This window comes from Planctomycetia bacterium (genome assembly GCA_015075745.1).
In the GTDB taxonomy this organism is placed as follows: domain Bacteria; phylum Planctomycetota; class Phycisphaerae; order UBA1845; family UTPLA1; genus UTPLA1.
Genome location: JABTTW010000001.1, coordinates 363,994 through 390,327 on the forward strand (window position 1 = coordinate 363,994; position 26,334 = coordinate 390,327).

The 26,334-nt window shown below is 62.3% G+C and carries 16 protein-coding genes and 1 tRNA gene; 9 read left to right on the forward strand and 8 right to left on the reverse strand.

The features are described from left to right. The first annotated feature begins 60 nt into the window (after positions 1 to 60). A complete protein-coding gene (locus HS101_01515) occupies positions 61 to 783 on the forward strand; it encodes a hypothetical protein (GenBank protein ID MBE7504943.1) in 723 nt (240 codons plus the stop codon). Here HS101_01515 and HS101_01520 read toward each other — a convergent pair. Both HS101_01520 and HS101_01525 read right to left on the reverse strand, forming a co-directional pair. Then, positions 735 to 1,496, reverse strand: a complete 762-nt coding sequence (locus HS101_01520; protein ID MBE7504944.1) for a 1-acyl-sn-glycerol-3-phosphate acyltransferase — start codon at positions 1,494 to 1,496, stop codon at positions 735 to 737. The two genes, HS101_01515 and HS101_01520, sit on opposite strands and share 49 nt — an antisense overlap. Continuing rightward, positions 1,435 to 2,109: a (d)CMP kinase gene (locus HS101_01525; protein MBE7504945.1), complete on the reverse strand. Its 675-nt coding sequence runs from the start codon at positions 2,107 to 2,109 to the stop codon at positions 1,435 to 1,437. Before HS101_01525 ends, HS101_01520 begins: the two co-directional genes overlap by 62 nt. 164 nt (positions 2,110 to 2,273) lie before the next feature. Between HS101_01525 and HS101_01530 the strand changes: the two genes are divergently transcribed. Further along, positions 2,274 to 3,332: a hypothetical protein gene (locus HS101_01530; GenBank protein MBE7504946.1), complete on the forward strand. Its 1,059-nt coding sequence runs from the start codon at positions 2,274 to 2,276 to the stop codon at positions 3,330 to 3,332. 804 nt (positions 3,333 to 4,136) lie between these two features. Here the strand turns inward: HS101_01530 and HS101_01535 are convergent. Continuing rightward, positions 4,137 to 8,582, reverse strand: coding sequence for a hypothetical protein (locus tag HS101_01535; GenBank protein MBE7504947.1), 4,446 nt, complete (start codon positions 8,580 to 8,582; stop codon positions 4,137 to 4,139). Between the two features lie 719 nt (positions 8,583 to 9,301). Next, positions 9,302 to 9,376 (reverse strand) — tRNA-Pro (locus tag HS101_01540). A 333-nt stretch (positions 9,377 to 9,709) separates the two neighbouring features. Between HS101_01540 and sdhB the strand changes: the two genes are divergently transcribed. Together sdhB and HS101_01550 are read left to right on the forward strand one after the other, a co-directional pair. Then, a complete protein-coding gene (sdhB, locus tag HS101_01545; protein MBE7504948.1) occupies positions 9,710 to 10,603 on the forward strand; it encodes a succinate dehydrogenase iron-sulfur subunit in 894 nt (297 codons plus the stop codon). Positions 10,604 to 10,651: 48 nt separating this feature from the next. Continuing rightward, positions 10,652 to 11,125: a hypothetical protein gene (locus HS101_01550; protein MBE7504949.1), complete on the forward strand. Its 474-nt coding sequence runs from the start codon at positions 10,652 to 10,654 to the stop codon at positions 11,123 to 11,125. Positions 11,126 to 11,189: 64 nt separating this feature from the next. Here the strand turns inward: HS101_01550 and HS101_01555 are convergent, their stop codons facing one another. Beyond that, positions 11,190 to 12,110: a type II secretion system protein gene (locus HS101_01555; protein MBE7504950.1), complete on the reverse strand. Its 921-nt coding sequence runs from the start codon at positions 12,108 to 12,110 to the stop codon at positions 11,190 to 11,192. Positions 12,111 to 12,824: 714 nt separating this feature from the next. Here HS101_01555 and HS101_01560 point away from each other — a divergent pair. Beyond that, the gene (locus HS101_01560) at positions 12,825 to 15,131 is read left to right on the forward strand and encodes a DUF11 domain-containing protein (protein ID MBE7504951.1); all 2,307 of its coding nucleotides are present in this window, start codon (positions 12,825 to 12,827) and stop codon (positions 15,129 to 15,131) included. A 131-nt stretch (positions 15,132 to 15,262) separates the two neighbouring features. Beyond that, the gene (locus tag HS101_01565; protein ID MBE7504952.1) at positions 15,263 to 17,011 is read left to right on the forward strand and encodes a DUF11 domain-containing protein; all 1,749 of its coding nucleotides are present in this window, start codon (positions 15,263 to 15,265) and stop codon (positions 17,009 to 17,011) included. Between the two features lie 33 nt (positions 17,012 to 17,044). Here the strand turns inward: HS101_01565 and HS101_01570 are convergent, their stop codons facing one another. After that, complete coding sequence (locus HS101_01570) at positions 17,045 to 18,955, reverse strand: hypothetical protein (GenBank protein ID MBE7504953.1); 1,911 nt, start codon at positions 18,953 to 18,955, stop codon at positions 17,045 to 17,047. Between the two features lie 32 nt (positions 18,956 to 18,987). Then, a complete protein-coding gene (locus tag HS101_01575) occupies positions 18,988 to 19,782 on the reverse strand; it encodes a cytochrome c3 family protein (protein ID MBE7504954.1) in 795 nt (264 codons plus the stop codon). 177 nt (positions 19,783 to 19,959) lie between these two features. On the opposite strand from HS101_01575, the gene HS101_01580 reads away from it, so the two are divergent. Genes HS101_01580 through HS101_01590 form a run of 3 tightly spaced genes read left to right on the forward strand, consistent with a single transcriptional unit; the run spans position 19,960 to position 24,859 of the window. After that, the gene (locus tag HS101_01580) at positions 19,960 to 22,050 is read left to right on the forward strand and encodes a hypothetical protein (protein ID MBE7504955.1); all 2,091 of its coding nucleotides are present in this window, start codon (positions 19,960 to 19,962) and stop codon (positions 22,048 to 22,050) included. Then, positions 22,047 to 23,099 carry a 6-bladed beta-propeller gene (locus HS101_01585; GenBank protein MBE7504956.1) on the forward strand — a complete coding sequence of 351 codons (1,053 nt, stop codon included), beginning with the start codon at positions 22,047 to 22,049 and terminating at the stop codon, positions 23,097 to 23,099. Before HS101_01580 ends, HS101_01585 begins: the two co-directional genes overlap by 4 nt. A gap of 59 nt (positions 23,100 to 23,158) precedes the next feature. After that, positions 23,159 to 24,859: a hypothetical protein gene (locus tag HS101_01590; protein MBE7504957.1), complete on the forward strand. Its 1,701-nt coding sequence runs from the start codon at positions 23,159 to 23,161 to the stop codon at positions 24,857 to 24,859. A gap of 36 nt (positions 24,860 to 24,895) precedes the next feature. On the opposite strand, the gene HS101_01595 is transcribed toward HS101_01590, so the two are convergent. Beyond that, entirely contained in the window at positions 24,896 to 26,305 is a 1,410-nt protein-coding gene (locus tag HS101_01595) for a metallophosphoesterase (protein ID MBE7504958.1), read from the reverse strand. Between the last annotated feature and the right edge of the window lie 29 nt (positions 26,306 to 26,334).

Here is a 26,334-nt window from a genome sequence, read left to right on the forward strand (position 1 = left end):
TCACCGCCGGGGTTCCATTCCGGGGCTCGTGGATTCCCGCCCCGCTACCGATAAATAATCATGGCGATTGTTCGCAAACATCCCGTCCTCTCGACCCTGTCCGCAGCCCTCATCGCCGTCGCATTCTCTTCCACCGCCTGCGATCGCGCGGCCTCACCCCAGCCGCAATCAAAAAGCCGCTCCGTCGCGACCACTCCATCAAGCGCATCCGCCTCGGCGACCGCTTCCGCCAGGACGCTTCGTGAACTTTACCTCGCCCGTGACTACGCCGCCCTCGCCGAACTCATCGTCCCCGATCGCCGCCGCGAAACCGTCGACCTCCTGCGCGCCATCGCCGAAGTCCTCGCCGCCGACCGCGAGCTTCGCGCCGCCGCCGAGTCCCGATACCTCGTCCCCGTCCCGCAAGACTGGGGTTTCAGCCCGCTCGAAGACGCCGCAGGCATCTTCTCCCGCAGAGTCAACATCATCGCCGAACGCCAGTCCGGCGACAGTGCCATCGTAATTGCACAACAGGGCGACAATCTCCCGCTCATCCGCGTCCGCTTCGTACGCAACGGGCTCAAGTGGCTCCTAATTCCCGACCCCGCCCCCGCGGACGTCGCCGATCGCGTTTACGGTCTGGCCCAGGCGATCCGCGAAGTCGTCGCACTGGTCAACGCCGGCGCAGACTACGAAACCTACGGCCGGGCGATCACCGGCTCCGTCATGCCCCACGTCACGCGAATCGTCCTGCCTCAATTGCCCGTCGATTTCGTCGCAGCCGCCCCCGACGATTCCCCCTGATTTACCCGCCCATCATCTATCCCCGCGCGCCGGCGGCGCAGCGCCTGCGATGCCGCGAATCGCTCGCGCAATCGCCGCTCCACCACCGCCCCGATCTCCTCAATCGACCACGCCTCGATCTCCGCCGGCGTGATCGCCTTGCAATACGTCACGTAAATCGGCGACGGCGCCGGCAGCATTCGCCGCCTCGGCCACGCATCAAATGCCCCGTCAATCACCGTCGGAACGATCGCCGCCCCCGCCCGCTTCGCAATCAGAAGTGAATTCGCATTGATCGCCCCGATGCGCCCGTCGTTCGTGCGCGTCCCCTCGGGGAACACGACAACCACCTTGTCGGACTTCAATCGCCGGAGAATCTCCTTCACCGCCCCGACGTCCGCCGCTCCGCGCTTCACCGGGAACGCATTGAGCGACTCGATCAATCGCCGAAAGCTCGGCTGATGAAACAGGGTGTCCCGCGCCATGAAGTGCCCCTCCCGATCGAGCGCCAAGGTCACCAGCACCGGATCGAGATAGCTCTGATGGTTGCAGGCCAGCATCACCCCGCCGCGGGTCGGCACATTGGCCAGCCCGTAGACGCGCCCCCGAAAGTAAAGGACGTGAATCCCCCGCGCAAGTAGCCTGAGAAACCGGTAATAAAGACGCATGCCGTCAGGACTGGGGAAGAATGTTTTTGCGGCGGACTTCCTCCAGAAGCCGTTCCACCACCTCATGAATGGTCATCTGCGTCGTATCGATATGAATCGCCGTCGCCGGCTCCAAGAGCGGCGCCCACTGGCGACGATCGTTGCCGTCGCGCTCCCGCAGATTCTCCAGAATCATTTCGTACGAAGCGTCCTCGCCGTCCGCCACGAGTTCCTGAAATCGCCGAAGCCCCCGCTTCTCCAGGCTCGCATCCAGAAAGAACTTCAAGTCCGCGTTCGGAAACACCACGCTCCCCTGGTCGCGGCCCTCCGTCACCAGCGAGCCGAGCCGCCGGCCGATCTCCCGCTGCTTCTCGACCAGCATCTCCCGAATCCGCGGTATCCGCGCCACAAAACTCGTCGCCTGGTTCACCGCCATCGAGCGAATCGCCTCGCTGACGTCCGTCCCGTCCAGTGTCACCCGCGTGTGAGTCGGGCCGCAGTCGACTTCGATCTTGGCAGATTCCGCCACCGCGACGATCCCCGCGTCGTCCTTCAGATGTATCCCCGCCTGAAGGCTCGCCAGGGCGATCGCCCGATACATCGATCCGGTATCGAGGTAGGCAATGCCGAGCTTGGCGGCCAGCTTACGGGCGGCGGTGCTCTTTCCTGAGCCGGCGGGCCCGTCAATCGTGATGATCATGCGCAAGACCCCAGGTTGTCGGCGACAGACAAACTTCGATTATACGAATGCCCTCGGCCCGGTCAAAATTGTGAATTGCCCGGATGGCACTGCTGATTACAATCCCATGCGATCGCAAAGGATGGAGCCTTTCGACAACCCGTTTCCCCCTGGAGAGATCGCGCATGTCGGGTTCCCGCGCGCGTCGCCGAGTCTCGCTGATTCTCCTCTGCATCCTCGGATGCCTGTCGGGTTGTCCGCGAAAAGAGCCCAAGTCTCCCACCACCAAGCCCGCCGAACTGAAATCACAAGACCCCGCCGACTCCGGCAGTTCCTCCCCGGCCTTGGGGCAAACTTCCGTCGACGCCGCCGATTCGCCGGTCGCCCCGGCATGCCTCCCGAAGAGCGGCGCCATCACCGGCTGGACCAAGACCGAGCCGGTCCGCGTCTTCATGGCGGGCGAACTCGCAGGCGCCGTCACGCCGTCGGAGGCCATCCGCCTCAGCTACTTCCGCGTCCTTTCCGCCGCGACCGCTGCCTACAAGACCACCGACAGCGAAGGGGCCGAGCGGCCCGCGCGCGTCCTCTACGTCGAGACCGAGTCCCCGCAGGACGCCTACGGCATTATGTCCTGTCAGTCTGACTCGACCGAGACCCTGAAGGTCGGCGGTGAAACCCGTGTCGAACGGGCCGACGGCTTTCACCTCCATTCCTGGCAGGGCAAGAGCTACATCCGCGTCTCCACCACCGCCGTCGACACCGAGACGACCGAGCAGGTCATCCGCCTGATGTTCTACATCACCGGCCAGCTCAAACGCGAAGACCGACCGCTTCTGCTGGACGCCGTTCCCACCGACGCCAACCTGCTCAAAGCGCGCTGGCTCGTCCGCCATCTGGGCAGCCTCCCGCTTAAGGCCTTCGACTTTCCCCATGCACCCGATGCCGGAAAGATGAGCAATCTCCTCGGCCTCGATGAGACCACCCTCGCCTGCGTCGCCCACTACGACGTGCCCAACGGCCGCGGCACGCCGAACGTCATCTGGGTCGTCCAGTACGCCACCGCCAAATCGGCCTACGACGCCCACGCGCGCCTGTCGAAGGCCCTCGACAGCACCAAAGAAGCATCGCTCCTCGCGACGAACATTCTTCCGCCCCACGGTTCCTACCTCGTCGGCACCTGGACCGCCGAGGAAGAATCCATCCAATACATGCTCCCCCGCGTCGCCAAGCTCCTGCCCTTCTGATTTGCGCCCAACAACGAGCCCTCAATGAGGAGCCCCGGACTTCAGTCCGGGCGATTCTGCATCCACCAGCGGCTCACATGCGCGAACAAAACGCGTCCAAACCCAAGGTGACATAAGGTGACACAAGCCTCGCGGGAATTGTGCCAACACTTGTGGCGGGCACGAGTTGGGGCGACAGGCGATTTGGGTGGTTTTTGGTGAAAAACGGCAAGGTGAAACAGGACCGGTGTATGCCCGAACGTGCATGGAAAAATTCGGGAAAGTACGTTTGTAAGTCCTTGAAAAATGAGACGGGAAGGTGACACAGAGGGGCCTTGGTGTTTGAGTGGGAATGCAAATGGGATGACACACGACGGAGCGGGGGCCGCTGGTTGGCCATCGCCAAACGGCAAGCCGCGGCGGGGCCCGGCGCGGTCCTGGGATGGGATGGTGGATGACATCGCAAAGATTACACTTGCTCGCCGTGCGCGCCGTTTGAGTTGGTTTGCAGCGATCTGGGAGGTCAACCGGGGCTCAAGCCGCGGCCTATAGCAGATTGCGCGTCAAAATAGCCTTGTCTATCAGGAAATGTTCCTTGCGATTCACGTCCGGCAGAGGCGCCGGACGCTACGCAGATGCGCAAGCCGCTTTAATGGTCCTTCGGGAAAGGCCGTCGAAGCGGCCTGTTGAGGACGAGGCTTGGAGAACAGCTTGAGAATCGGAACAAAGTAGGATGTCCCCAATGCCATGCGATCACGGCAACGTCGGATCCTGGAAGATTGCGGTGATAGTACTCGGTTGCGGCGGTATCCGCTCGACGATTCCCTACGGCGACAGGATCAGGTCGATGAGGCCCTGCACATCGAGGCCATCCGCGGCGGCGTCGTTGTTCGTGTCGGCCGCGCAGAGTTCGTCCGGCGTGGCTGAGCCGGGGTCGAGCAGGACCGCGACGAAGGGGGCGAGGTCGCCGAGTTCCACGAAGGTGTCTGCGTTGACGTCGCCAGTGGCGATTGTCGGGCAGGCGTCGCAGTCGTCGGGCAGGCCGTCGGCGTCGGTATCGAGGTTGTCGTCGAAGCCGGGGCAGGCGTCGACCGAATCACACACGCCGTCGGCGTCGCTGTCGGCCTCACCAGCGCCGTCCTGGAACTCGTATGGCCCCATGTCGACGATCGCGCAGAGGCCGATGCCGGTGTCGGGCGTGGCGGGGTCGTCGACGCGCCGAATATCCCCTGCCAGGTCGGTGAAGAGTCCGGCGGGGACTGCGTTGTTGTCGCCGGCGTCGATGCAGGGGGAACCGGCCTGCAACGAAAAATCCTCGTCTCCGGTCCCGGCAATACCATCCGGACCGAATTCATTTACAAAGAGCGGATCGACGTCGATGTTGTTGGCGCCGAGCCCGGTCCAGCCGCCCAGAACCACGCTGTGATTCACGACCATCGCCTTTCCCATGTCACTGATCGGGAGGCTAAACTGATTCGCCGACCACAGCACGCAATTTGTCATCGTCAGCGAGGTGAGAGCCGTATCGCTGCGCACAAGACTATTACCACCGTTTGGGAATGTGAATAAACAGTTGGTGACTGCCCCCGCTCCTGTGTTGTACAAGGCGTCACCACCCAGAGATGACCAGTTCGCGATGAACACGCACTGCGTGATCAATGGCGAACCCGAATTGGCCAGTCCGCCGCCTAAGATCGCGCGATTCTGGCTGAACACGCAATTCGCGACGGTCGGCGATCCCGCGTTAAGCATTCCGCCGCCCTCAGACGTTGGAGCGGATTCGGCACTGCCGAGCGTCACGGTGAATCCGTCCAGCACCGCCGTTTCATCGTCCTCGACGCCGCCGGTGACAACATGATGGCTGGTGCCTGCTCCAGAACCACTGGCCGTAATGTTGCCGCTCAGGATTGTTGGGTTCGCTGTCCAGTCGCGCTGCGCCCGGTTGGACTCGTTGCCGACAAATCCGCCGAAGATCGCGACGCCTGATTCAAGTTCAAATGATTCCTGCCGGTCGCCTGTTCCCAGCATGTAGTTGTCGCTCTTCACGAGAAAGCCGCCGTCCGGGTAGTAGGTACCCCTGGCGACCCACACCTCGTCCCCGGGGGACGCCGCGAGCAAGGCCGACTTCAGATCGTGAAAGGCGTGATACCAATTCGATCCGGTCTCCGCGCCCGGCGCGGCGGGCCAGACATGGATGACGTTTGGCTGACCGGGGCAGAGCGCGTCATCCCCGGCGCATGCGTCCATGTCGTCGCAAATGCCGTCGTTATCCGTGTCGCTTGCGGCTGTGCCGACGCATGGGTCGCAGTCGTCGGCCACGTTGTCCGAGTCAAGATCTACGCGGTCGTCGCCTCCTGGGCAGGCGTCACAGGCATCGGTGAAGCCGTCGGCGTCGGTGTCGATAGGAGCGGCGCCGGCGAATTCGAACGGGCCCATATCAACCAGGCAGTTGTTGAATCGCGGGGTCCCGGCAAAATCCGTGATCAAGCCAATCGGCACGGCGGCGTTGTCGCCTGTGTCGATGCAGGGCGACCCGGTCACAAGCGTCAGGTCGTCGTCGGCCGTGCCCGCGATGTCATCCGCGCCGTCGGCGTCCGTAAAGAGTGGATCGGCATTCAAGTTATTCTCGCCCAGGCCGCTCCAGCCGCCTTGGACGACCGAATGACGGACAACAGAGGCGCCAAAGTCTGAAATCTGCGCCGACTCATCCATTGGACCGGAGTCTGTATTTCCCCAGAGTATGCAATTGCTGATGCGGGACGACGCAGTGCTACGAATTCCGCCGCCTTCGTTTTGTTGAGCAGTATTCGCATTGAATGTGCACTGAACCAGCGAGATGTCTCCCGCGGCGGCATAAAGGCCTCCCCCATGTCGCCGCGCGACGTTTCCGGAGAAGACACATTGAACCAGTCGCATGTTACCGTGACACGCGACCCCGCCGCCTTCGTCGTTTGAGTAATTGCCAAGGAAGCGGCAGCCTTCAAATATCCCAGTGGCGCTTGCCTGGAGGCGCACGCCGCCGCCGATGTTTGTCGAGGTGTTGTTAATAAACGCACAGTCCACGACTGTCGTGCTTCCATTCACATACATTCCGCCGCCCGTGTTCGCGCCCGATCCATTTGCGTTACCGGCCGTAACGGTAAACCCATTCAACTCGCAATCAGAAGCGTTCGTCCCTACTTCGACCACGCGATAGCTGTTGCCGGCCGGGGTCTGATCGCCGTCGATGTCGCCGCTGAGGGTGACCACGTTTGCCTGTGGATCGCGCTGCGCGCGCAAGGACTCGTACCCTGCAAAGCCGCCGTAGAGCGCGACATCTGAAGCCAGTACAAACGATTGGTCGCGGTTGCCGGTGCCGGCGATCAACGATCCGCCCGAAGGCTGGTAACCGCCATCGGGATAGTAGGTCCCCGCCGCGACCCAAATTTCGTCGCCCGGCGAAGAGATCGCGATTGCAGACTTCAGGTCGCGGTAGGCGTTGAACCAGTTGGAGCCGTCCTGCGCGCCGGGGGCAACGGCCCAGACGCAGATGACGTTGGCCGGTACCGTGCATAGTGCGTCATCGCCGGCGCAGGCGTCGAATTCGTCGCAAATGCCGTCGCCATCCGAATCCGTCTCCGATGAACCGGTGCAGACGTCGCAATCGTCGGGTACACCGTCGCCGTCGGCGTCCAGCGTGTCGTCAAATCCGGGGCAGAGGTCACATCCGTCCGGCACGCCGTCGGTGTCGGCGTCGAGATTGTCGTCAAATCCAGGACAGATGTCGCAGCCATCCGGCACGGTGTCGAAGTCGGCATCGAGTGCGTCGTCGAAGCCCGGGCAGATGTCGCAGTCGTCCGGGACGGTGTCGGCATCGGCGTCGAGATTATCGTCGAAGCCGCGGCAGGCATCGACCACGTACGGGACGCCGTCGCCGTCGAGATCGGCGAGGCGCACCGCGTCTCCGGTCGTGAGCGCCCGATTGAAGAACGCCAGGTTCGCCAGCTGGCCGCGAAGGCCGAAGGAGTTAATCGTGCCGATGTACAGGTCCTGATTCGCCAGGATCGAGCCGGTCAGCACGGTGGGATCGTCGCTGCTGTCGAGCTGGCCGTCGATGTACCACTTGGCGCCGTCGACGGCGTCGCGATCAATTGTCATCAGCAGGTGATGCCAGCCGAGGTCGGTGATGGTGGTGAGCGACTCGGGCCGGAATTCGTTACCGAGGTTGTCGTCGATGCGGGCGCGAAGGATATCGTTGCTGAGGAACTGGATCTGCGTTCCGTTGCTTCCCAGGTTGTCGATAAGACCCTGCGACGCGCCGGAGTTCTGATCGCGCTTGACCCAGATCGAGACTGAAAAGTCGCCGAGACCGAAGTCGGTGAAGCTCGCCAGGGGCACGTCGATGCGATTGTCGGCGATGCTGCCATCGTTACCGAAGACCGCCGCCTGGCCGAGTTCGACGGGGACACCGACGCTGTTGAAGGTGACGTTGACGCCGACCGCGCCGTCGGCCGAGCCGGCGATGTCGAGGCCGTCACCCTCGAAGTCGTATTGGTGAATCGGGAAGCCGATGGCGGCGAGCCGTGCCGCGTCGTCAGCGGTGAGGGCTTCGGTGTAGACCTGGAGCAGGGCCAGCTCGCCCTCGAGGCCCTGCGCGCCGGCATCGTTGCGCCCGCCGATCCAGAGTGCCTGATTGGGGTCGATGTTCGCCGAGATCGATGTGGGGTCGTGCGATGAGTCGAGGAGTCCGTCGATGTAGATCGCCAGGCCGTTTATCTGATCGCGGTCGACGCTGATGAGGACGTGATGCCATGCGGCGTCGGTAAACGGGGCCGCCGTGTCGAACTCGGCGGTGTTGGCGCTGTTGTCGTCGAGGCGGACAGTCAGGACGTCGGTGCTTTGGAAGTAGACTTCCCAGCCTCGTCCTGTGCCGGCGAGGGCGTCAAAGACGCCGTCGATGCTGGCGTCGCTGTTGTCGCGGCGGACCCAGAAGGCGAGAGAGAAGTCGGCCATGCCGAAGTCGACGAAGTCGGGGTTGGGGACGGCGATGACGTTGTTGGGGGCCGTGCCGTTGGTGCCGACGACCAATGCCTGTCCGAGACCATTCGGGACGCCGGCGGCCGTGAAGGACAGGTTGGAGCCCACGCTGCCGTCGGCCGTGCCTGTGCTGTCATTGCCGTTACCCGCGAAGCGGTATTCGTGAACCGGGACGGGCTGTGCGAAGGCGGGCGTTGCCAGGAGGATGGCGCCGATCATTGCCGGCACGAGTTGTGATGTGTTTCGACGGTTCATTTTTTCACCTGTCCCTTCAGTGGGCTCCATTCAGACGACACCGGAGTGAGGCCGTCCGGGATTTGGAGAATCAGGAATCCCACCCCTCGCTGATGGATGTCGAATCCAGGCTTGGGATCGGAGCCTCTCCAAGGTTAAACACACGATCGAGGGCCGAACCCCATCATCGAATCCGGGCCGAGAAAAACGGGTCGTCGACAGAGAGTGCGACGACTCCTGTCGGAATTGCGGCGCATGCCAGGACGTAATGTCCTCGCAGCAGCCCCATTTTCCCCGGTGGTGAGCCCTTCGTAAGAACTCGATGGATTCGGCCAAGACCGAACAGGCGGCGGAAGGACGCCGCGATGGCACTTATTTTAACACAATCGGAGGGCAGGCGGCCGGCGAATCAGGTGTTTTTTTAGAGAAAAAATCTTGCCTGGATTGGTGATTAGGCGCGATTTGATTGGTCGAAAAGAAAGTAGCATCCGCGCGGGAAATCCTCAGCCAGAACGGCAAGCTGGTCCGCGAAGTCCACGACCTTTTGGTACACGTCCAATTTCTCGAACATGAAGGCCATTTATGATATCCAAGTGGAAATGAGCAGGAGAGCAGGTGAACAGGAGACCGCAGGTGTGGAGTCGACTTGGCCCGGAGGCCGCTAGACGGTCAGGGGATTTGCTTCCCTCACCTGCTCTACTGTTCCACTCTTCACCTGCTCTATTGCCGCTTCGCGGCAATCGGGGCGAGAAGATTCGAACTTCCGACCTCTGCGTCCCGAACGCAGCGCTCTAACCAGGCTGAGCTACGCCCCGTAGCGTAAGCCCCTCATCGTACTAGGCCACGGCGTGATTGCAAGTCGCCGCCGCCGTCCGGTTTCGTCCTAAAACAAACGTCATAGGGCCGTTCACCGCTGCTCGCATGGGCCGGATTGATCCGATACAAACAGCGTGGCGCATCAGCTTCATGATCCGCCGGATGAGCGGCCGGCGCAGTGAGTCGGACGACGGACTCGGCGGTCTTGACCCGTCCCCGCGATAAATGGGCGATCCGACTTCGGGAAATTTGCGGCTGTCGATGACGGCGGCACTTCCATATAATCCACCGAACCCGCGTCAGGAACGGACTCGACCCGGAGCTTTCTGAATATGGCAACACACAACGCGTCTCATCACGACGATCATCACGGCCCAGAGGTTCATCACGGCCATGAAGATCACCAACCGATCGTCTTTCGCATTGCCCGACAGGATCGACCGGGAACGGCTCGATATTGGCAGAGCTTTTCGGTGCCACGCGTTCCCGGCATGAACGTGATCTCGGCTCTGCAGATGATCGCTGCCAATCCGACGCCCATCGGGGCCAGCAGTGCGACGACACCGGTGGTGTGGGATTGCAACTGCCTGGAAGAGGTCTGCGGCGCGTGCACCATGGTGATCAACGGCAGCGTCCGGCAAGCATGTACAGCCCTGGTCGACAACATCGGTCGCACCGACGCCGGCGAGATTGAGCTGGAGCCGATGACCAAGTTTCCGGTGGTGCGCGACTTGATGGTCAATCGCCGGCGTATGTTTCGCGGGCTGGAGCGCATCAAAGCCTGGATCCCGGTCGACGGCTATTACGACGCCGGCCCCGGGCCTATTCAGAGCCCCGAGGACCAGGACGAGGCTTATCCACTTTCCGAGTGCATGACCTGTGGATGCTGCATGGAGGCTTGTCCGCAGTACACAAAACAGGACATCGCAAGATATCCGGGAGAGTCGGACGCCGACTTTTCAAAGCGAGAAGACGCGGCCTACGATCAGAGCTTCGTCGGCCCCGCCGTCATTTCGCAGACCGTGCTGTTCAATTCTCATCCGTCCGGAAAGATGAGCGCCTCATCGCGTCTGGAGGCACTGATGGGTCCGGGCGGCATCACCGACTGCGGCAACGCACAGAACTGCGTCAAGGTCTGCCCGAAGGAAATCCCGCTGACTCGATCCATCGCCCGGGCAGGACGAGAAACGAGCATCTACTCGATCATGCGTTGGCTGAGCAAGTAGCCTCGTGCTCGTCATGTGCCGTTATCGCTCCCGCAGGAATTTGTGCCGATGACCGCATCCAGTGATCAACCCGGCGATCATGCGCATCGCGGGCCGGATGACGGCGCGTCAGCGTATCCCGATTCACACTTAGCGAAGTCCGGGCGGCTCGGCACAGGCTCGCCGAAAACGAAGCTCCTATTAAGCCTGGTTCCGCTCACCGTTCTCGCTCTATGGTTCGCCTACATGTGGTTTGTCAGCGGCGTGATCCCGGCCCAGGAGAAATACTCAAGCGGTGCGATCAAGGCCGAGGGGTATTTGAAGCGCGAGAATCTGGGCGAGTACGTCCGCCACGGCCACTGGATTACTTACTTTGAGAATGGCGCCAAGTCGGGCGAGGGATCGTACGACATGGGGGCGAAAACGGGAAAATGGACCTACTGGGATGAACTGGGAGTGCAGCGTACTTCGCCGCACCCGTCCGACCATGAGGATGCGGATCGCGCGGCGACCACAACTCATCACCAGCCGCCGTCAGACTGATCTGGCAAACCTTGCCACCGCACCCGATGCATTTCGCATCGCTCCATCGGACAAGTCACCAGAATCAACGGGACCTGGCGGCTGAGGCGTCCGTCACCGGGCGAGTGTCAGATCCCAAACCATTCCACAAGTGATTCGACGCGATGGGGTCGGTCCCATCCGCGTCCGCAACGACAACGCCAACGTCATCCTGTCGATATCCCAACTCCGCGAGCGATGACAACGCGGAATGGCCGTCGGCAAAGCTCACGACCGCGCGACCGCGATGACGTGCCTCGGCCGGCGAATGCTGAATCGGACCATCCGAAGAACCGGGGCCGAACTTGAGCGCGTTCTTCTCACGGGCCAGGCGCGGTGGGTCCAGGGTGTAGGAGTGTTTTCCATGTTCGGGATGGGCTCCGCGACTGTCGGCGAAAACGACGGTCTGAGCAGTCGCCTTGATGCTGTTTTCGGATACGCCGAAATTGTCAAAGTCCGGCGGATTCGAGTCCGTGCGGGCGTTTCCCAGGTATTGATAGTTGTAGCCGTATGCGCCATTGCGGATATCACTCGCATTCGCACCGATGAGACTCGGACAATTGAAATAGCCGTTGTTTATGGTGCGCGAGAAGGAGTCGCTCCATGGCGAGGCGCCGTCGGCCGGCGGCGTGATCACGGGGCCGAGCTCAAAGGCCAGAAACCAGTGCCATCTCGGCTCAGCAGCGCCGTACTCGTTCACATATGTGACGCCGTTCACCTTTGAGAGCCGCATGGGCGGGTACCAGCCGCCCGATTTCTCAAGGTACATGACGGTCGTGACGCCCATCCGCCGCAAGTTGGACAAACAGGCCGTGCCGTGTGCCGTCTTTCGGGCTGCACTCAAGACAGGGAGCATGATGCCGACGAGCACGGCGATGACCGACATGACCACGAGCAGCTCGATGAGGGTGAAGGCCTGGCGTCGAACGTCCGAGCCAAGCCGGGCGTCGGTCGTCCAACGATTCATTTGAGGCGACCGTTGAGGGCGAGCCGCTTTCACTCGCAACAATCGAGCGGATGCAGACGGGTGCGATTCTGGAAACATCAATCGACCTTTCGGAGTGGATCTGGGCGCGCCCTCGGCGGTACCTGCTCGGTCGCCACGATTCGCGTCGAAGCGAAACAGTTTGCCGGCGTCGAGCCGTGCAGATCATGTGATGTGGACCTGGGAGCCATGGGCATTAAGATATTGAGACTCAGTCTCAATGTCAAGCCGATTGGGCCCTCGTCGGAAAATGATCATAACCAATTGTGGATTAACGAGTTCTGGCTTGCCCATACCCAACGCTTCGAATTGGGAGAATCGAGTCGGGGAGCCGCAAGGGCACTGGTTTGAATCGAACCGTCGCGGTTTGGTATGCTCACTTCTCCAGATGTTTCTCCGGAGGGGGGCTGGCTTTCGCCCCATATTTCAGTCACACGGCGCGCGCTGACGGGGGTAGGTCGGGTTCGATGGATCAAGCGTCGAACTGAGACCGCTAACATCGCTTTCGTCGATGGTTTCTGCTTTCCAGCGGCCTTCGACGTGAAGTCGTGCCCCTATAGTGACGAGTTTCTTGCACTGTGGCTCTGCGTTGCCCCATGACTTGCCTTGGGGGAGTCGGCGTGCGTCCTGCAGCCCAGGCACGGAGTTTGACGACACGAAGTCGAGTTTTGGCGCCTTCCGGGAGGGAAGCGGCAGATGATTGCAGGTAATGAGTTGGAGGCGGATATGAGTCGGCAACTGTCAACGAGAGCATTGATCACCCTCATCGCCCTATTGGGTCTGGGATCGGCAGGATGCCGGAACAGCATGCCCCATTCGGCTACATGGCCTGCAACGGGCGACACGATTCCGACGCATCCGAAGCCTCCCGAGGGCGGCTATTACACCGATTGGGACCCCTTCGCCGGCACGATTGAGATCGACCCGGTCGAGGCGGTCAATCCCGTCAAGACGCAGCATGTGCTCATCGCGACCGTGCGCGACAAGGACGGCAAGCCGCTCCCGAATCGCCGCGTCGAATGGATCATCGCCGAAGGCAGCGTCGGCAGCATCATTGAGATCGATGAGAGCGGGTTCCGCGCCAGCCGCGGCTACAAGCTGACCAACACGTTTGCGGTATCGCACACGAACAACTTCAAGCATGTCATCACGCGCGGCACCGAAGACCCTGACGATGACCTCGTTCTCGACGAGGGGCAGACCTGGTGCGTCATCAGCTCGCCGGTGGAAGGCGATACGCACATCATCGCATATTGCCCGGCCATTTATGACTGGACCAAGCACAAGGTCTTCGCCGTCAAGCATTGGTACGACGTCGGCTGGGAGTGGCCGCCTGCCGCGACCAACATGGTCGGCACGCCGCACGAACTGGTGACGCGCGTCTTCAAGCACTCAGACGGCTCACCGCTCGTGGGCTATAAAGTCGTCTACAAACTCGCTTCAGGCCCCGGCGGTACCTTTGCTCCGGGCGGATCGACCAGCGTCTCCGTGCAGTCTGACTCGGCCGGCCTCGCCAAGGTCACGCTCAATCAGGACGCGCCGGTCGAAGGCGTGAACGACATACAGATCGACATCATCCGCCCGGACGATGTGCAGTGCTGCAAGCCCGGCGGACATATCGCGACGGGGCACACGACGAAGACCTGGCTCGCGCCGCAGATCGACATTACCAAGAACGCCCCACCGCGCGCGGAGGTCGGCGAGGAATTCGACTACAGCATCGTCGTGACCAACCCCGCGCAGATGGCCGCCTCGGATGTCACGGTGCGTGACACTTTGCCGAACGGGATTTCCTACGTTGCCAGTCGGCCCGCGGCGACCGTCGCGGGTCAGGCCCTTTCCTGGTCGATCGGCGACCTGGCGGGCGGCGGCAGCGTTCCGATCGCCGTCAAAGTCACGGGCCAACGCTCAGGCACCTATCACAACTGCGCCGACGTCACGGCGTCGAACGGTCTGTCTGACAACGACTGTGCCGACACGGTCATCGTCGAGCCCAAGCTGGCCCTCTCGATGAACTGTCAGGTGGAGATGATGCTCTGCGATCCGCTCCCCTACCGCGTCGTGGTCACCAATACCGGCGACGGCACGGCTCGGAACGTCATGGTCAAAGTCGATCTCCCGGACGGCCTGGCAACCGGCGACGGCCGAGGGTCGCTGTCCTTCTCGGCGGGCAATCTCAGCCCCGGCCAGAGCAAGGAAGCCAACTTCAATCTGAAGGCCTCGCGCCAGGGTGGCTATGCACTGCGAGCCATGGCCAGCGCCGACGGCGGCCTTTCCGCCGACGCGGGCTGCGATACGCGGATCGTGATGCCCAAGCTGGCGGTCACCAAGACCGGCCCGCAGATGCGCTATCTCGGTCGCCCGGCAAGCTATCAGATCACCGTCTCGAATGAGGGTGACGCCCCCGCCAAGGACACCGTGCTTGTCGACACCTTGCCTGCGGGGATGGAGTTTGTCAGCGCCAGCGACGGCGGACACCCCGGCCAGGGCGGCATCATGTGGAACCTCGGCACGCTGTCACCGGGCGCGTCGAAGTCGGTGTCGGTGGATATGAAGGCTGGGCGCATCGGTACGATCAGCAACACCGCGACGGCCCGCGCGTTCTGCACCGAGGCCTCCGCCTCGTACACGATGAACGTCGAGGGCGTACCGGCCATCCTTCTGGAAGTCGTGGACGTCCATGACCCGATCGAGGTCGGCGCGAACGAAACCTACGAGATCACGGTCGTCAATCAGGGCTCGTCAGAGGGAACGAACATCAAGATTGTCGCCACCCTTCCGCCGGAGCAGGAGTACGTCTCCGCCGACGGCCCGACGAACGCGTCGGTGGAGGGCAAGACAGTCACGTTTGCACCGCTGCCCCGACTGAATCCCAAGGCGTCGGCGGTCTATCGACTGACCGTCAAGGGTACGGCCGCGAACGATGTTCGATTCAAGGTGATGATGACCAGCGATCAGGCCCAAGAGCCGGTCGAGGAAACTGAAAGCACGCACATCTATTGATGTGCCGCAATTGAAGGTTCGGAGGACGGCGCGACCTGTCGAAAGATGCCGGTCGCGTCCAACTCCCTTGACCGTTGTTCGAATCAGGTTGGGTCCAGCAGGCCCCAGCCGGCAGACGTAAGGAGACGGCGATGTTGCGTCAGGGACAGACGAAGTGGTTCGTGGCTGTCATCTCTACAGCCTTGTTTGCATCCATGTCGTTCGGCCAGCAGGGCGGCGATCGTCGCCCGCGAATGGGCAGCGCCGCCGAGAAGCCCGCAAGCCAAGCCTCTCATCCCGCCCCCAAGGTCGCCCCAGCGATGCCCGCAAAGGTCGAGGCTGCTCCTTCGCAATCCGCGCCAACTGAGCAAATGCGCGAAACGTCAGCGGATTCGCCGCCTGCGGCTCGTTCACTCAGCACGCCGCCCGCCGAGTCGGCGACGATGATTCGCTCAACGCCGCCCTCGCAGGCTGCGTCGGCATCGCCCGTTATCAGCCAACCGCGCCAAAACCAGGTCAGCCGCACACAGAGTTACTACCCCTCGGGCGATCGCGCCACCAGTGCGATTCTCCTGGAGCGAAGCGTTCCCGCTGAAGTCCGCGTGGGCGAGTCCTTCTCTTACGACATCACGCTCACCAATCTGACCGGCCATGACGTGAGCGAACTGTCCCTCACCGAGAAACTGCCGTCGGCGTTTGAATTGTCGAGCTCAACGCCGTCGGGCGCGTCGGCCGGAGATCGCTCGTTGAATTGGTCGCTCGGCACGCTTGCGGCCCGGCAGTCCACGACGATCAAGGTCACCGGCGCGGCCGCATCGGTCGGCGAACTCAACTACTGCGCCACCGTCACCTTCAAGACCGAAATCTGCGGGGCCAACCGCGCCGTTCAACCTGAGCTGGGACTCACGCTGACCGCACCGGCTGAAGTCATCCTCTGCGACCCCATCACGCTTAGATACGTCGTCTCAAATCGCGGCTCCGGCGTTGCACGGAATGTGAAAGTAACCGGCGCACTCCCTGACGGCTGGACCGCGCAGGACGGCCGGGCAAATGTGTCGTTCTCCGCGGGCGACCTCGCCGCGGGACAGTCGCGCGAGTTCAGTGTCACCACCAAGGCATCCGCCACGGGACGATTCAGCAACACGGCGAGCGCCGTTGAAGACGGAGGCTTGACCGCCGATGCATCCGCCGACACCGGCGTGACGGTTCCCAAGCTCGCCCTCACCAAGTCCGGCCCGGAAAAGCGCTATCTGGGCCGACCGGCCAAGTACGATATTACCATTGCGAACAACGGTGACGCCCCGGCGAAGGACACCGTCATCGTCGACGACGTCTCAAGCGGCGCGCGTGTGACGGATGCGGGCAACGGACAAGTTTCCGGTGGCCAGGTCACCTGGCGCGTCGGAACGATTGAGCCGGGCGCGTCGCAGTCACTCTCGATCTCGGTGATACCGAATCAGATCGGGACCATCACGAACAAGGTCTCGGCGAAGGCGTACTGCGCCGAGGCCGATGCTGAAACGACGACCGAAGTCGTCGGCATCCCGGCCATTCTCCTCGAAGTCGTGGACAACGACGACCCGATCGAGGTCGGGGCCAACGAGACCTACGACATCATCGTCGTCAATCAGGGCTCGGCCGAGGGGACCAACATCGCCATCACTTGCACGATCCCGCCGCAGCAGGAGTATGTCTCAGCGGATGGTCCGACCGCCGCCACTGCCCAGGGCAAGATCGTGACTTTTGCACCGCTGCCCCGGCTCGACCCCAAGGCCAAGGCCACCTTCCGCATCACCGTCAGGGGAACCGCGATGGCCGACGTGCGATTCCGGGTCTCCATGATCAGCGACCAACTCCAGTCGCCGGTCGAGGAAACCGAGAGCACGCACATTTACGAATGAATTCGTGCGCGCGATCCATCGATCGCCCTGCGGCTATTTGGCGTGACATTCCAGACAAAGCTCCACGCTGGTGACGCGAAGCGCCGCGTGAACATCTGTCGGCAATTGTGAGATCGCCCCCAGCGGTGTGCCGCTTGGAAAGAGTCCGGCCTCGTGGGGATTGTGACACGAGTAGCACGTGACCTTGTTCTCAGTCAACGGCAATCGCCCCGAGCCTGCGGCGATGATCTCCTGAATCTCCTGCGACGCCGGGCGATCGACGTGGCCGATCGGCGAAACGTCCCAATGCCGAGTGTGGCAGGTCAGGCAGAGCTTTGACGACGCGGCGTGGAGCATCGGATCGCCCTGCCGCTTGCCGTCATCGGGATTCGCCGGTGTCTGCGAATGACAGAATAGACAAGACTGCTCGATCACACTTCCATCGGCGGCCAGATTCTTATGAGGGCTGATGCGCCATGACTCGGCAGGCTTGTGGCACTGCGTGCAAAGCGCCAGCGGCTGATTCTCATCGAAGAAGCGCAGCATCCCCGAATTTTGAATGGGGCGAGTCGCGTCCTTGCTGCAATGCCGGCGAATGTCGTGGCAGGTCAGGCATCCCAAGCGTCCGTCATTGAGCGGCCAGTCGCCGGGCGGCTGAATATCTCGCGTGACGGCAAGCCGCCCTACCGGGTGCGCCTCTGCCCGTGCCCTCTTCCCGTCGTGACAGGAAAGACAGAGTGTGTCCACATCGGCTGCAAGTATGGCGCGAGGAGCGCCGGTGCCGGACGGACTATGGCACGTTTTGCAGTCGCCGGCCGACCAATGCGGGTTGATGGTTTCGCCGGCGCCCGCCGATCTCGAACCGGTTGGCTCAACTGTGCGTTCGCCGACGGCGACCGTCGACAAGCCACCCCACGCGTAAACGCGAATCCCGGGTCTGAGTAATTGCTCGGCGACCAGGACAAAATACTCGGCCCTAAAGCCTTCAGGCAGCTGCGCGCTCTCAATGGGGCAATCTCTTGCGATGCAAACACCACCCGGTACGCTCAGCGCTCCGACGCCTGTTCCCGGCTCGCCGAATGCCATCAACGGTTGGCCGCGCGAGTCGAAGCAATGCACGCGCTGAGAAGCCGCGTCGGTGACAAACATGACTCCGTCATCTCCGACGGCCACACCTTTTGGCCGACCGAATGTGCCGACGATGTCTCCCGGACCGCCGACCGAGCCGACATAAGTGCCGTCGGGCCTGAGAATTTGCACGCGGCTATTAAGTTGGTCGACCACGCAGATGTCGCCGGCCGGTGTTTGCGCCAAACCGAGCGGCATGCCGAATTGTCCGTCGCCTGCGCCGCGTTCTCCCAATGAACGGAGGTGTTTCCCCGTGGCGGCCTCGAATATCTCAATGCGATGCCCGAGGATATTTGTGACCCAAAGCTCGTCGCCGACGAAGAGCATTCCCGCCGGTCGATACGGTCGATCGCGTACACCGTACTGACGGACCAGACGACCACTCGGACTGAATCGGAGCACCGCACCGCTGCCCCCGCCGTCGGCGATCAACCAGTCGCCATCGGGCGTCGAGTTGGCGGCGACCGGTCTGGATGGCCGTGGGGAAATTTCCAGCGCGTCCAACGCACGTGACGCTTGATCCCATCGCAGGACCATTCCCAGGGCGGCGTCGCACGTCAGCAGTCCGCCAACATCCGCGGAAACCGTCAGCGGCCGGACGAACGACATCGGCGGCTCGGGCTCCTCGCCAAAGAGAATGATGGCCAACTGCCGCTCGGACTCGCTCGCCCCAGGACCGCTGCGCAGGTTTCCCAACGCCACGACACGCGGCGATTGCGGCGAGGGCGGATAGATGCGGCTGCTGGACTGGCTCAATCGCTCGCCAGAGTCCGCGCAGGAGCCGACGGCGGATGCGCCGATCGCAACCGCGACCACCAGGGCCAAGCGTAGGTTCATGCGTCTCATGCGAATCTTCACGGACTGGAAGTCTACAACCGATGGCAGGCGAGGCACAGGCGGCTTGCGTCATTGCGATCCACCAGCATGCCCTCAACCCGGTGCGAATTGTGCGGATCGTGGCAGGATATGCACTGCACCCGGCCATCGGGCAGCTTGATCCGGCCGCTTGCCGTCACGGATGCGGGGTCGTGATACGTCGGTTCGGTCAGCGGATACTTTGCGCCGATCGGGTGGCTGGTCAGACTGCCCGTCCCGATCCACGATCCGCCGATCTTCCCCGGCCCCCTGACCGCGTGTGCATAGCCATAAACATCCCGAGCCGTGATCCCGTCGTGACAGCTCAGGCAGAGAAGTGAACTGGCGTCCAGCTCGACGCCCCGCGCCTCATACGATTGGGCAGCTTGATAAACCTGCGGCCGCCGGTCGAGGAGAGGGGCCTTGCCCAGCGAGACGTGCGGAGTATGACACGGCGTGCAAAGGTCCAGCGCTGCGCCGTCGGCCTGCCGGAAGTCATGGGCGCTTCCGATCAAACCCCGCGCCCATCGCGCATCCGGTGCGGCGACCGAACCAATTGCCCCTGCAGATGACGATTCACCGTCGGGCCCTTGCTCCGTCTCGCCCTGCTCACCGCTTTGGACGCACGATGCCACCAACACCGCGACGAGTACAATCGCCCATCCTCGGGCAGGCCGGAAGAAGCGTGAACGGATACGCAGCCGGAGTCGGCCGGACATGAGCTTCAGGTGCGACTCTGGTCGTTCGTACGGCGTCAGGCTCATGAACGCCGATATATAACAGCGAATGACGCTGTTGTTAAGCCGCATCGGGACAAGTGCGAGCTGCGGGCTGACGACCGCTTTCCCCGGGGTAATCTACCCCGAACGCCTGTCAAACAATAGAAGCGCACTCATTCCCGCCACCTTGTAAGATACGCCGCCAATGCGGTCGTTCTCCGTCATGGATCCCCGTCGCCCTGCTTGTTCGAGGTCCGCAACGAGTCAATGAGGCTGACAAGCCACATCCTCCTGTACGCGGTACTGGGCACGGGCGCCATGCGGCCACTTGAGGCCCACGGCGAAACGGCAACCCCTGATAATGCGCATCGAGAGGAATCCACGGATGGCCCCGTCCCGCGCTTCATGAGCATCGAGGAACTCACCGCCGATGTGGGATTTGAGTCCGAGCTTCAGAAACGTACCGTCCGCACCGACTCCCTCGGCCGCGGCCGGCCCCGATTCGCCCAGACGAATAAGCAGTATCGCTTCCAGGAAACGCTCGGCCTCACCGGACGCGGCAGCCTGATCGACGAGCGCGTGCTTCTTTACGATGCGATGATCCGCGGCGGACTCTCGCAGGAACGCTTCACCGAGGACAGTTCGAGCCTGTTCTTCGACAAGGTGAGTGCGCCCAACGGTACCATTTTTGAATACGACTTGCGGCTGCAGGCCTTTCCGGTCGGCAAGGTCTCCGGCTCGGGCTATGCGTCGAGGCTCGATGATCGGATTCCACGGCCGTTCCTCCCGAGCCTCGATCGAACGCGCGAAAAGTACGGGGCGGGCCTTTTCTTTAACGATCCCAAACTGCCGATGCGACTCACCTTCGACCACTTGTTCGACGACATCACCAGCCGCTCGAACTATCTGCAGGACGACCAGGAACAGGGCGAGGACACACTTCGTTATGAAACGACGTGGCAACCGACCGAGAATCATGCCCTGTCGCTCGAGTTTGAGCATGAGCGCCGCAGCGACAAATACTCCGGGACGAATACTCGATTCGACACGACGCGCAATTACTTCTCGCTGAATGACGCCATCCAGTTCGGCCTCGACAATCGCAGCCGGATGGACACGCTGCTGCGCGTCGAGGAAGAGCGGGGTGACCTGCCGCGCGACGTCTTCGAATTCGCCCCGCAGTTGCGTTTGCAACATACCGACTCGCTCTTCACCAGTTACAAGGCTCAGTACCTGAAGGAAAACTACTTCGATCTGGAAACCGATACCTGGCGAGGCGATTGGGGGATCACTCACCAGTTCAAGGACATCCTGACATCCTCGTTTGGGTTCTACGGCCTGCAGCAATCGGCCGTCGAAAACGCCGACCTGAGCGAACTGGGGGCCCTGGCCAATTTTGCCTTCAGCAAGAAAAACGATACCGGCATCTTCTCCAGTAACTTGTCCTACCTTCACTCCCGGACCTCAACCGACGACGGTCGGCAAAGCGGCGTCGTCATCGATGAATCCGTCACCTTTCGCGACCCGCTGTCGAGCTACCTGGCTCATCCCAATGTCGATGTCGGCTCGATTCACGTCCGCGACGCCAACGGCCTGCGGGCCTATCGGCGCGGCATCGACTATCGCGTTCTGCGAATCAAGAACAATGTCGCGCTGCAGCGCATTCCCACCGGTCTGATCCTCGACAGGCAGACGGTGCTGGTCAGCTATCGCTATCGCGTGTTCGACGACTTCAAGGTGGATCGTGACCGAATCGACCTGCGCGTGCAGCAGGACTTTAAGATGGGTCTGACGCCTTATTACGCCCTCTCATGGCAGGACGAAAAGGTCGACCCGCAGGACTATCTCCTCTACCGCGACCGCAACATCAACCGGCATCGCATCGGCTTTACCTATCGCCGGGATAAATGGTCAGCGGGACCGGAATACGAGTTCAACGACGACTCCATCGACCCCTATCACGCCCTGCACGCCAATGCCGACGCCATTCTGTTTCAAAACGATCGACAACAGCTCAATATCCGCGGGGCGGCCTCGCACTTCAGATTCGAGGGGCAGCAGTTTCTGGAGCAGCGCTACACCACTCTCGTCGACCTGGGCCTCACCCACCGCTACGCCCTCGGCCCTCGACTGGAGGCAAACTCGGCAGCCCTCTACCGCTACCAGACGGATTCGCTCTTCGGCGAGACCAACGGCGTTGATCTGACGGCCTCCATCTCCTACAAGATCGGGTACTTCACCATCTTCGTGGAAGCGGAGTACGACATGCTCGAGCTCCCCTACTCATCCGACGACTCACTCGGCATCTGGCTCAAGGTGCGACGGGAAATCCCGATCATCGGGAGGCCGCGCGGATGACACGAACATCACGAATCGCCGCGGCACTCGTTCTCCTCTCCGCACTCGCCGGCTGCCAGGGACCGCTGCGCCCCGTCTTCGAGAAGCACGAGCCGCCGATCGTATGGCCACCATCGCCGGACCGACCGCGCATTGCGTACATCGGTTCGCTCTCCGGGGAAGATAGTCTTAACAAGCCCAAGCCGGTTACGCTCAAGTCGCTGCTCGCCGGACCAGAGCCAACCATCGGTTTTTCCACCCCCACCAGCGTGGCGGCGCGCGGCGACGACCTTTTCGTCTGTGACGGTCAGAATCAAGCGGTGTACCACCTGAACCTCACCACGCGAGACTTCCGTGCCATCACCCATGCCGATGGCGAGCAGTTTGGGTGGCCGAGTGATGTGACGCTCGCGGATCAGCATCTTGCCATCGCGGACGGCAAGCGCGCCGCGATTTTCATCATGACGCTGCAGGGTGCCGATGTTCGCACGATGGGCAAGGGGACGCTCAAGCGACCCTCGGCCGTCGGCTGGAGCCCGCAGCGCCGCGAATACTGGGTTCTCGACACGGGTGCTCATGCCTGCGTGATCTTCGACGAAGACGGCGCCGAGAAGTCGCGATTCGGCCAGCGCGGCGAGAGCCTCGGCGAATTCAACTATCCGGCGGGACTGGTCTGTGATGATCGGCTTGGCGCGCTGATTGCCGACTCCATGAATTTCCGCGTTCAAACCATCGACGCCGCCGGACTGGCTAAGCACATGTTCGGAAAGAAAGGCGACGCCGCCGGTGACTTCTCGCTCCCGCGCGACGTGGCAACCGACTCCGACGGCCATATTTACGTACTCGATAATCAGTTTGAGAATGTACAGGTATTTGACCCGGGCGGTCGGCTGCTGATGGCGTGGGGACAGGAGGGCCACGGGCCGGGCGAATTTTATCTGCCCTCCGGAATCTCAATCGACGCCCAGGATCGAATCTGGATCGCGGACACTTACAACCGCCGCGTACAGGTGTTTCAATATCTCCCAGAAGAAAGCGGGACCGCCGCCGAAGAGCAAGAAGCGAAATGAAGCCTCATTCGAAACATTTTGACGCGGACCGACGTACCCTACCCAGGGCGCGCGCTCGTTTGCTCATACTCCCGACCCTGCTACTTGCCGTCGCGTCGCTTCCCCCGGCCCATGCTGATGAGAGCGTGGTCCTGTCGCCGCACAATCTCTCCGCGGCGGGTCGCGGCACCGTGCGAGCCTTGAACGAGGGCGAGGTCTGCATCTTCTGCCACACGCCGCACAACGCAGATCCACAGGCCCCGCTCTGGAACCGTTACAACCCCACGACCCACTACCGAATCTATACCAGCAGCACGACCGACGCGCGAATCGACCAGCCCGGCGGGCCCAGCAAGTTGTGCCTCTCGTGCCATGACGGCAGCATCGCGCTGGGGCTTGTCCTGTCGCGATCCCCCACCGATCCCATCGCCATGAATCAGCCTTTTATGCCGACCGGCACGAGCAATCTGACAAACGACTTGTCCGACGATCACCCGATCGGCTTCCGTTTCGATCGCCAGCTTTCCAATCGCGACTCACAGCTCCGCTCGCCGGACCTCGTCGATCATCGCATCAAGCTCGGCGACCGCGGCGAGTTGGAGTGCACCGCCTGTCACGACGCCCACAACAACGAGTTGGGCAACTTCCTGCGAATCACCCAGCGCGAAGGCGCCTTGTGCAATACCTGTCACCGCATGGACGGCTGGCGAAACAGCGCCCATGCCCTCAGTTCCAAGACCGTGCCCTTCACCGTGACCAACGGCGTCGCCGCCCCCTTCAACTCCATGTTCGACAATGCCTGTCAGACGTGCCACCTTTCGCATAATGCCCCGCACCGCGAACGTCTGCTGCGCGCACGCCCTTACGATATTTGCATCAACTGCCACAGCGGATTTCCCGCGCGGGACATCTCCGGACTCATGAACCAGCGCAGCGGCCATCGCACCGCCCGATTCTTCGATCTGCACGACCCGACCGAAAACCCGCTCACCATGCGGCCGCACGTCGACTGCGTCGACTGCCACAATCCGCACGCGGTCAAGGCCAACCCGCTGGCACAGACACGCCTGACCGCCGCCCCCGCCGCGCTCATTCCGCCGGGCATGCAGTTCGTCCCCGGCGTCACGGCTTCCGGCAATCAGGTTGATCGCGCAAGGTACTATTACGAAGTGTGTTTCCGCTGCCATGCGGACAATCCGGTGCCGGTCGATCGGCGCATCATTCGTCAGCGCGATGCCATCGGAAACATTCGGCGCGAGTTGCTGCCCACCGTCGCGTCGGCCCATCCGATTCTCTTCCCCGCGCGCGGTGGCATGGATGTGCCCAGCCTTGTGCCGCTGCAACGTGCCCGGCCCGTCATCGGCTGCCAGGACTGCCACAATAATCCCGACGCCCGAGAGTTGGGCGGGTTCGGCCCCAACGGCCCACACGGTTCCAGGTTCGACTTCCTACTCGCGGCTCAATACGAGACGGCCGACTTCACCATCGAGTCGCCCCAGGCCTATGCGCTTTGCTATCGGTGCCACGATCGCAACTCGATCCTCGGCGATCAGAGCTTCCGCTTCCACAACCGCCACATCGTCACCGAGCGCACGCCGTGCAGCGTCTGCCACGCGGCCCACGGCGTCACCGGCCCGCAGGCGCGGCACGATCATCTCATCAACTTCGACCTCACCGTCGTGGGTGGGCAGCGCCTCTTTGTCGACACCGGAAACTTCACCGGCACCTGCACCCTGACTTGCCACGGTGTGAACCATGTGAACTTCACCTACGCACCGTAGGTACGCAGCCGACGTCACCTTCGATCAACAATCCGCCTATACGAGTTGGATCTGCACGACTTCCGCCGGGGCCTGAATCCGCAAAGGAAACCAGTTGCCCACGCCGCTGTTCACGAACAGGTCGCTCGCCCCCTGACGGTAGAAGCCGCGAATGTAATGAAACAGGATTTGCCCCAGTCCCAGGTCCGGCCGCATTCCCGGCGGGGTGAGCATGATCTGCCCGCCGTGGGTATGCCCGGAGAGGGTGAGCGGGACGCCGAGCGGCGCCATCGTGTCGAAGGCGTGAGGATGATGCGCCAGTGCGATGACAGGCCCCTCGCGCTCCACGCGGTGGCCCAGCAGCATCTCCTCGGCGGCGGCGACATCGCCCAATCGACGGCCGCGCGGCTGCGGACTGCTTGAATAATCGAGCCCGGCGATGGTGATCCGCTCGCCGCCGATCTCGATGGACCTCCGCTCGTTGATGAGCAGCGGCAGTTGGTCGCGCGTGTAGCGAATGAACGCGGCGCGGTCGTCGATCTCGTCGTGGTTCCCAATGCACACGAAAAGCCCGTGGCGATGGCGGAACTGCCCGATCGCCGACACCGCAGCCGGCAGCATGTCGTTGGAGTTGTCGATGATGTCGCCGGTGACAAGGACGATGTCACTGTCCAGCCCGTTCACCACGTCAACCAGGCGGGGAAGCAGATACGGCCGATACAAGCGGCCCACGTGCAGATCGCTGACGTGAGTAATCGTAAGCCCGCGCAAGCGATCGGGCAGCCACGGCGCGGGCAGTTTGTGGCGACGAATCAGCAGCTCGCCCTCCTCCGCGCGCCCATAGGCGGTAGCCCCGGTGAGCAGGAGAACCGGCGCGGTGGCGAAGGCGGTCTTGAGCAACTTCCTGCGGGTCAGCAATTCGGCGTCATTCGACACTGCATCAGTCGATTGCCTGTCCTGCGGTTGCGTCGGCGACGGATTTGTGCTTCTGACACGCCGCCAGACTCCCTCGACGGCGAGCACAAACAGGCGCAGTCCCGCGACGATGGGCAGGCAAAAGGCAAGTCCCAGGTGCCAGAGCGTCACCGCGCCGGCGTACCAGGTCGGGCTGCGAATAAATTGCGGCATCCGGCCGGCGATCAGCATGTAGGCAATCGGAATGTTCAGGGCGATGCCAAAGCCGGCGGTCCCAAGTCGAAGAAATCGCGACGCGCCTGCAGAGCGGATGAATCGTGCAAAACGCCGATCGGCCACGCTCCACCAAAGCCCGTTCAGGCAGACCAGCGAGAAAATGACCAGCCGAAATCCCACCGGCCGCGAAACCGGGTAGTGCGGTAACAGCACAAAAGAATAAAGGATGAGCAGCGCAAGCAAGCCCAGCATCAGCCATTGCAGGCGCGAATAGAACCGATCGCTCGGCCGTCGACTCAGCGGAAAATTCTGGGTTGCGGGGGGCGTGTCGGACATCATCTTCTCTAACGCGGGGGCCTCGCGTA

What these genes read in the sequence shown, in the direction of transcription:
- HS101_01515 (MBE7504943.1), top strand. Translation starts at nt 61, where the DNA reads ATGGCGATTGTTCGCAAACATCCCGTCCTCTCGACCCTGTCCGCAGCC.
- HS101_01520 (MBE7504944.1), bottom strand. Translation starts at nt 1,496, where the DNA reads ATGAGGTGGTGGAACGGCTTCTGGAGGAAGTCCGCCGCAAAAACATTC.
- HS101_01525 (MBE7504945.1), bottom strand. Translation starts at nt 2,109, where the DNA reads ATGATCATCACGATTGACGGGCCCGCCGGCTCAGGAAAGAGCACCGCC.
- HS101_01530 (MBE7504946.1), top strand. Translation starts at nt 2,274, where the DNA reads ATGTCGGGTTCCCGCGCGCGTCGCCGAGTCTCGCTGATTCTCCTCTGC.
- HS101_01535 (MBE7504947.1), bottom strand. Translation starts at nt 8,582, where the DNA reads ATGAACCGTCGAAACACATCACAACTCGTGCCGGCAATGATCGGCGCC.
- sdhB (MBE7504948.1), top strand. Translation starts at nt 9,710, where the DNA reads ATGGCAACACACAACGCGTCTCATCACGACGATCATCACGGCCCAGAG.
- HS101_01550 (MBE7504949.1), top strand. Translation starts at nt 10,652, where the DNA reads ATGACCGCATCCAGTGATCAACCCGGCGATCATGCGCATCGCGGGCCG.
- HS101_01555 (MBE7504950.1), bottom strand. Translation starts at nt 12,110, where the DNA reads ATGAATCGTTGGACGACCGACGCCCGGCTTGGCTCGGACGTTCGACGC.
- HS101_01560 (MBE7504951.1), top strand. Translation starts at nt 12,825, where the DNA reads ATGATTGCAGGTAATGAGTTGGAGGCGGATATGAGTCGGCAACTGTCA.
- HS101_01565 (MBE7504952.1), top strand. Translation starts at nt 15,263, where the DNA reads ATGTTGCGTCAGGGACAGACGAAGTGGTTCGTGGCTGTCATCTCTACA.
- HS101_01570 (MBE7504953.1), bottom strand. Translation starts at nt 18,955, where the DNA reads ATGAACCTACGCTTGGCCCTGGTGGTCGCGGTTGCGATCGGCGCATCC.
- HS101_01575 (MBE7504954.1), bottom strand. Translation starts at nt 19,782, where the DNA reads ATGCGGCTTAACAACAGCGTCATTCGCTGTTATATATCGGCGTTCATG.
- HS101_01580 (MBE7504955.1), top strand. Translation starts at nt 19,960, where the DNA reads ATGAGGCTGACAAGCCACATCCTCCTGTACGCGGTACTGGGCACGGGC.
- HS101_01585 (MBE7504956.1), top strand. Translation starts at nt 22,047, where the DNA reads ATGACACGAACATCACGAATCGCCGCGGCACTCGTTCTCCTCTCCGCA.
- HS101_01595 (MBE7504958.1), bottom strand. Translation starts at nt 26,305, where the DNA reads ATGTCCGACACGCCCCCCGCAACCCAGAATTTTCCGCTGAGTCGACGG.